General features: G+C 58.6%; 1 protein-coding gene. It reads left to right on the plus strand.

Translation table 11 applies throughout. From position 1 onward, the window contains the following. Positions 1 to 2,169: S-layer homology domain-containing protein (locus ACZOF8_RS10275; protein WP_487426930.1), on the plus strand; the 2,169-nt coding region annotated here is incomplete at its 5' end. Positions 2,170 to 2,254: the final 85 nt, after the last annotated feature.

The following is a 2,254-nucleotide window of genomic DNA, read 5'->3' on the forward strand; positions in this document are numbered from 1 at the left end:
GTATCCATCCGCAACCTGGGGGTCCGCCAGAATACGGCGGGAGATGGGCTGGAAATTGTCATGACCAACCGGCCGGATTTCGAAGCCATCACCGTAGGCCCGGACAGCAGCGGGGTCCATAAGATTACCATCGGCCGGCAGGACAACCAGAATGGGGACCCCAACCCGGCCAAAGGCAACTATATCACCGGCCTGGACAATACCCAGTGGGATGCTGGCCATGTGGTGGCTGACCGGGCGGCGACGGAAGGCCAGCTGAGTCAGGCCATCACGGATATTTCCGGTAAGGATAAAGGCGGCTTCGGCCTGGCTGACGAAGCGGGCGGCACCGTGAAGAAAGACCTGGGCCAGACGGTTACCGTCAAGGGCGATGGGAAGAACATCGAAACCAAGGTCAACGGCGATGCCTTGGAAGTATCCCTGAAGAAGGATGTGGACTTGACCAAAGACGGCAGCATCAAGGCTGGGAATACTACCATCAACGGTGATGGCGTGGAAACCAACAAGGTCAAAGTCGGTGACATCACCATTACGGATCAGGGCATCAACGGCGGAACCAAGCAGATCACCAACATCGCCAGCGGCATCGACGGCAAGCAATATGCGGAGGCCGGCGACAACAATGCGGCCAGCATCGGGGATGTGAAGAAAATCGCCGGAGACGAAGCCGGTAAGGCGGCTGAAGCGGTCAAGTCCAAGAGCGGCAAGAACATCACCGTAAAAGACGACCACACGGTCAATCTGAATGACAACATCACCCTCGGTGATGAAACGGATGCATCCAAACAGGTTTCCATCGACGGCAACGGCGCCAAAGTCACGGCCGGCGGCGGGGCCAACCAGGTCACCGTGGACGGCTCCAAAGGACAGGTGACCATCGGGTCCGGTGACAATGCTATGACCCTGGGCAAACAGGCCAATACGGCCGGCGACAGCAACCCGGCAAATGGAAACTTCCTGAACGGCCTGGAAAACACCAAGTGGGATGGCAAGAACATCCAGAGTGGCCGGGCGGCCACGGAAGACCAGCTGAAGACTGTCAGCGACAAGGTCAACAGCGGCCGGAAATTCCAAGGGGATGACGGCCAGGAAGTGAAAGTGGGCCTGGGTGAGACACTGAACCTGAAGGGCGGTGCCAAAGAAGTCAGCAGCGCCGACAATATCGGCATCGTGAAAGGGGACGACAATACCCTGAATGTGCGCCTGGCCAAGGACCTGACGGGCCTTACCAGTGTCACGACAGGCAACACGACCATCAACAACAGCGGCCTGACCGTGAAGACCGGGGATTCCAACCGGAATATTACGGTCCAGGACGGCAAGGTGGATATGGGCGGCAACCAGATCCACAATGTGGCACAGGGGACGGCACCGACGGATGCGGTGAACGTGAGCCAGCTCCAGCAGACCGGCCGGGCCATCAACCAGCTGGGCAGCAGCCTGGACAAACTGGGAAGCCGGGTGGACCGGGTGGGGGCCAATTCAGCCGCCCTGGCCGCCCTCCATCCTCTGGATTTCGACCCGGACGACAAGCTGGACTTTGCGGTGGGGGCCGGGAACTACAGCGGAGCCAATGCTGTGGCCCTGGGAGCCTTCTACCGGCCCAACGAAGATGTGATGTTCAGCATCGGCGGCAGCACCGGCGGGGGAGAGAACATGGTGAACGTGGGGGCCACCTTCAAGATCGGCCAGCACAACCATGTGTCCAACAGCCGGGTGGCAATGGCCAAGGAAATCCGGGACCTGAAAGCCACCGTGGGGAAACTGACCCAGATGGTGAACACTCTGGCTGGAAAACCGGTGGTGAGTGGCAGCGGAGCAGAGCATCATGTGCTGTTCCCGGATGTGCCCAAGAACCACTGGGCCTATGATTACGTGACCAAACTGGCCAAGGCTGGCATTGTGGAAGGGTATGAAGACGGAGAATTCAAAGGGAACCGGATGATGAGCCGGTATGAATTCGCCGCCCTGCTGTACCGAGCCATCAATGCAGGGGCTGCCTCCAATCCGGAACTGAACCGGGACGGGACCCTGGACAAACTGGTGGAAGAATTCAACGGAGAACTCCAATACATCACCATTGCGGTGGTGGAAAAGGATAAGAAAGGGAAGCCTACCATCGAACGGGTACGGACGGTGGAGGATGACCGGGACCATCACAGGAAGTGATGGATTTGCAGATAGAAAGAGGAGGTACTGCACAGCCTGTGCAGCACCTCCTCTTTCTTCTGCGTGATAGATGCAGATTTGTACA

The organism is Acidaminococcus sp. (genome assembly GCF_057597765.1).